At 69.7% G+C, this 4,426-nt stretch carries 5 protein-coding genes and 1 pseudogene; 5 read left to right on the forward strand and 1 reads right to left on the reverse strand.

The features are described 5' to 3' along the window. The 3 genes and pseudogenes from ACRDUX_RS28955 to ACRDUX_RS28965 form a co-directional block, all read left to right on the forward strand. Nucleotides 1-415 (forward strand): annotated as a pseudogene (locus ACRDUX_RS28955) (hypothetical protein); the annotation flags it as partial. After that, a complete protein-coding gene (locus tag ACRDUX_RS28960) occupies nucleotides 402-962 on the forward strand; it encodes a DUF6529 family protein (RefSeq protein WP_526418969.1) in 561 nt (186 codons plus the stop codon). The pseudogene ACRDUX_RS28955 and the gene ACRDUX_RS28960, both read left to right, overlap by 14 nt. A gap of 114 nt (nucleotides 963-1,076) precedes the next feature. After that, the gene (locus tag ACRDUX_RS28965) at nucleotides 1,077-1,532 is read left to right on the forward strand and encodes a Rieske (2Fe-2S) protein (RefSeq protein WP_526418971.1); all 456 of its coding nucleotides are present in this window, start codon (nucleotides 1,077-1,079) and stop codon (nucleotides 1,530-1,532) included. 17 nt (nucleotides 1,533-1,549) lie between these two features. Here ACRDUX_RS28965 and ACRDUX_RS28970 read toward each other — a convergent pair whose 3' ends face one another. Continuing rightward, complete coding sequence (locus ACRDUX_RS28970) at nucleotides 1,550-2,206, reverse strand: M15 family metallopeptidase (RefSeq protein WP_526418973.1); 657 nt, start codon at nucleotides 2,204-2,206, stop codon at nucleotides 1,550-1,552. Between the two features lie 93 nt (nucleotides 2,207-2,299). Between ACRDUX_RS28970 and ACRDUX_RS28975 the strand changes: the two genes are divergently transcribed. Continuing rightward, nucleotides 2,300-3,436 carry an alkaline phosphatase family protein gene (locus ACRDUX_RS28975; protein WP_526418974.1) on the forward strand — a complete coding sequence of 379 codons (1,137 nt, stop codon included), beginning with the start codon at nucleotides 2,300-2,302 and terminating at the stop codon, nucleotides 3,434-3,436. A gap of 10 nt (nucleotides 3,437-3,446) precedes the next feature. After that, complete coding sequence (yaaA, locus tag ACRDUX_RS28980; protein WP_526418976.1) at nucleotides 3,447-4,196, forward strand: peroxide stress protein YaaA; 750 nt, start codon at nucleotides 3,447-3,449, stop codon at nucleotides 4,194-4,196. Nucleotides 4,197-4,426 lie beyond the last annotated feature (230 nt).

Genomic DNA, 4,426 nt, shown 5'->3' on the forward strand with positions numbered 1-4,426 from the left:
AGTCGAGGTGGCGCCGTCACCGTTACCCGTAGCGCAGTCCACGACAGCGGCGGCGCCACCGCAGGGCACTCCGCCGGCCGTCAGTGCGCCACGCATGAACTTTCCCGCAGCGGCGAAGTACGCGGGCGCCATCCCGACCAAGAGCGGGACGATCACCCTTGACATCACGGTCACCGGCCACGAGGCCACCGCCTACGCCTGCGACGGCGCCGCGATGGAGGCGTGGTTGCGGGGCAGCGCAGGCGACGGCGCACTCGCGCTGGTGAGCGAGGACGGAGCGAGCCGCCTGGTGGGCCGGCTGCAGGGCCGGTCGGTGGTCGGGACCCTGTCGATCGGTGCGAAGAAGTGGGAGTTCAGCGCGGCCGACGTCGATTCGTCGTACCCAACCGGGGAGGGCGGCGATGGCGTCGCTTGAGACGAGGCCCATTCGGACGGGCGGCACGCCGATCGCAGTCGCGCTGCTGGCCGGATCGCTCATCGCCGTGGCACTCGGGGTGTACGGCAAAGTCCATGACCCGCAATTCTTCTCGGTCAACGTGGCGGGCTTCTCCAGCGGCACCGCCGTGAAGACGTGGGTCGCCACGCTGGCGCTGGGGCTGGCACTGTTCCAGTTCGCCTCGGCCTTCGCGATGTACGGGCTGTTTCCGCGCGGTCGGACCCCGACGTGGATGCGCACCGCACACGTGTGGTCGGGACGGCTGGCCGTGCTCACCAGTGTTCCCGTCGCGGTGCACTGCCTGTACGCGCTCGGATTTCAGGCGACCGACACGCGGGTGCTCTTCCACTCCCTCTTCGGGTGTTTCTTCTACGGCGCGTTCGTCGCGAAGATGCTGCTGCTCACGCGCAAGGGTCTTCCCGGCTGGATCATTCCCATCGCGGGTGGGCTGGTGTTCTTCGTCCTGGTCTTCATCTGGCTGACGTCGTCGTTCTGGTTCCTGCAGACCAGTGGGATCACTTTCTAGGTTCCGGTTCCCCCATCGCCCCACGGGGCCACAATCGTTGACGACCGTGCACAGCCCCGCACGGTTCCGCATTACTCGGTTCCGCATTACTACGGCCAGAAGGATCCCCTCGACATGCTCAAAGAGATTCGTCCGCGACGCAGAACGGTCATCGTCGGCGCCGGCCTCGGCGCCCTCGCCTCGGCAGTGGCGGCGTGCAGCACCTACGGCAAGACGCCTGCGGGTTCGGAGGCGGCGAGCTCGGCGCCCGCTGGTTCTGGAGCATCGGGCACACCGGGGTCCGGTCCGGTGTCCGGCCCGCTCGCCAAGACGACGGCCGTGCCCGTCGGGTCCGGCCTGATCGTCGGCGGCATCGTCATCACCCAACCCACCCCTGGGGACTTCAAGGGCTTCTCAACGGTGTGCACGCATGCCGGTTGCAATGTCTCGGAGGTGACCGACGGGAAGATCGTCTGCCCGTGCCACGGCGGCAAGTTCAATCTCGACGGCTCGGTAGACCACGGTCCGGCGAAGAAGCCGTTGGAGGCGAAACCCGTCTCGGTGCAAGGCGATTCGATCATAGCGGGCTGAGACTTCAGAGCCAGGCGCTACCCGGCCGCGTTCGGCCTCAGCGCAGGGCAGTTGCCTTGCGCGTCGAGGGCGAGCTCGAAGTGCCAGATCTCGTTGGCGTAGATCTGACACAGACCGAAGCGCGCGCCGTTGCGAATCATCCAGTCGTCCGCGTTGGTGGGGCCGACGTCCACGGCCTTGCCGAGCACGTGCATCGACACGTCGGGGGACGCGACGAACTGGCTCGCCACGTCCGCGCTGCCGTAGGTGGCGACCGCATCGTCGAAGAGCCGCTTCTGAAAACCCTTGGACCGCCAACCCGACGTCAGCTTCACGTCGACGCCGTCGGCGGCAGCGGCCTTGGTGGCCTCCTGAATGGCGTTGGCAAGCGAGGGATCGAGCAGCCCGACGACGGGATTCTCGACGTCGAACGGCGAGATCATCTGGCCGTCGGGAATGGACCCACCGGTCGTGTCGACGCCAGCCGCCCCGATCGACAGCGCGTCGTCGGCGGGGGTCCGGCCGCGCGGCGGCGGGCTTGCCGCCGACCCGATGGCCAGCGGTTCGGCGGCGATGCCGGAACCCAACGAAGACACGGACGGGAGGGCGGCGACCTGGTCCGCGGGCGCGCACCCCATCAGCATGGCGCTCAACCCCAGGGCGGTCACGACCGATCCGCTCACCGCCTGACGCATGCAATGAGCGTATGCGTCACGCGACGTAGTCCACGCCGCGGAGCCCGAAAGTACCCGGCAGGGGCTTGCCGCGCTGTGGCAGGCTCGTAAGTCGTGGAACTCCCGCACCCCGATCGAGCGCTCCCCCACCTCGCCGACGTGGTTCCGTCGGTCCTGGCGGCGATGGGCGCACCGGACTTCGAGCGCCGCATCCCCCTGCCCAGCGGACTCTCCGGCGCCTGCGTGCTGCTGATCGACGGGCTCGGCGCCGAACTGCTCGACCAGCACTGCGAGGACGCCCCGGTGTTGTCGGCGCTACGTGGGCGGACGCTGAGCGTCGGCTTCCCGTCCACGACCGCCGCCGGACTTGCCGCCGTCGGAACCGGCTGCCGCAGCGGCGAGCACGGAATGGTCGGCTACACCTTCAGGTTGCCCGGCGCCGGTGTGGTCAACGCCCTGCAGTGGCGGCCGCATCCATGGGGCGAGGACCTGCGCGACTCGGTGCCACCCGAGCGGGTGCAGCCTCTGCCGACGGTGTTCGAGAGGGCGGCATCGTCGGGTTTCGCGGTGAGCGTCGTATCGAAGGCACAGTTCGCCGACTCCGGGTTGACCCGTGCGGTGCTCCGCGGGGCCCGATACGTCGGCGTCCACGGACTCGGTGACCTCGCCGCGGGTGTGCAGGAGGCGATCGCGGGCCGGGGCTTCTGCTACGGCTACCACGGCGACCTGGACCTCCTCGGCCACCTCCACGGGCCGGGTTCCCTGGCGTGGCGCCTACAGCTGCGGCAGGTCGACCAGCTGGTGGCGTCCGTGGTGGAGAGCCTTCCGCCCGGCGGTCTGCTGGCCGTCGTCGCCGATCACGGCATGGTGGGCGTCGCAGATGCGGACCGAGTGGACGTCGATGGCAGCGCGGCACTGCTCGACGGTGTCGCCGCGATCGGCGGTGAGGCACGGGCGCGGCACGTCTACACCGACGACGGAGCCGCCGAGGCGGTGCTGGCGGCCTGGCGGGAGACGCTCGGTGACCGGGCCTGGGTGGTGTCACGCGACGAGGCGATCGCCGCGGGCTGGTTCGGCGAGCGGATCGCCGACGACGTCCGGCAGCGGATCGGAGACGTCGTGGCCGCCGGCCGCGACGCGACCGTCATGGTGCGCCGCACTGTGGAGCCCGTCGAGTCGGCGCTCATCGGACACCATGGCTCACTCACCAGCGCGGAGCAGCGCGTCCCGCTCCTGCTCGCCTACGGCTAACCTCTTGGCGGTGATCGTGCTGCTGCCGCCGTCGGAGACCAAGCGCGACGGGGGCGACGGGCCGCCCCTGCGCTTGGAGTCGTTGAGCTCGCCGGAACTGGGTCCGTTGCGCGGCGCACTCGTCGACGAACTCGTCGCGTTGACCGCCGACCGTCCCGCTGCCCGACGAGCGCTGGGCATCTCCGCGTCCCAGGACGGCGAGATCGATCGCAACGCCCGGCTGCGCACCGCTCCGACGATGCCTGCCATCTTGCGGTACACCGGTGTGCTGTACGACGCTCTGGACGTCGAATCTCTGCGTGGCACAGCGGCTTCGCGGGCACGGTCACGCCTGGCCGTCGGCTCGGCGCTGTTCGGCCTGCTTCGCGCGGAGGACGCCGTGCCCGCCTACCGACTGTCGGCCGGATCGAAGCTTCCCGGCAGTGCGACCCTCGCCGCCAGGTGGCGGCCCATCCTGGAGCCGGCACTGGCACGGCTGGCGACCGAGGAGTTGATCGTCGACCTCAGGTCGGGTTCCTACGCAGCGCTGGGCAGGCTGCCCGGTGCCGTGGACGTCGACGTGGTCGCCGAGCATCCCGACGGGAGACGAACCGTGGTCAGCCACTTCAACAAGGCCCACAAGGGCAGGCTGGCCAGGGTGCTGGCCTCGAGCAGGTCCGAGCCCGACGACGCGGCAGGGGTCGCAGTACTCGCCCGCCGGGCGGGCATGCGCGTCGAGCGCAAGGGCAACGAGTTGGTGGTCGTGGTCCCAGGCGGGTAGGCCCAAGCGGTCTGGTTCACCCTCCGCAGGCGCGTGCGATGATTATCGTCATCTAAAGAGATGCCAGAGGAGCGTCATGGCACGTGTGAGTGCGACGGAGAAGGCACGGACGCGGCAGCGGATCGTGGAGACGGCCAGCCGACGGTTCCGCGCCGAAGGCATCGGGAACGTCGGGGTGGCAGATCTCATGGAGTCCGCCGGCTTGACCCACGGGGGGTTCTACCGCCACT

Origin of the sequence: Mycobacterium sp., from assembly GCF_050701675.1 — a bacterium.
Lineage (GTDB): Bacteria > Actinomycetota > Actinomycetes > Mycobacteriales > Mycobacteriaceae > Mycobacterium.

What these genes read in the sequence shown, in the direction of transcription:
- ACRDUX_RS28960 (WP_526418969.1), top strand. Translation starts at nt 402, where the DNA reads ATGGCGTCGCTTGAGACGAGGCCCATTCGGACGGGCGGCACGCCGATC.
- ACRDUX_RS28965 (WP_526418971.1), top strand. Translation starts at nt 1,077, where the DNA reads ATGCTCAAAGAGATTCGTCCGCGACGCAGAACGGTCATCGTCGGCGCC.
- ACRDUX_RS28970 (WP_526418973.1), bottom strand. Translation starts at nt 2,206, where the DNA reads ATGCGTCAGGCGGTGAGCGGATCGGTCGTGACCGCCCTGGGGTTGAGC.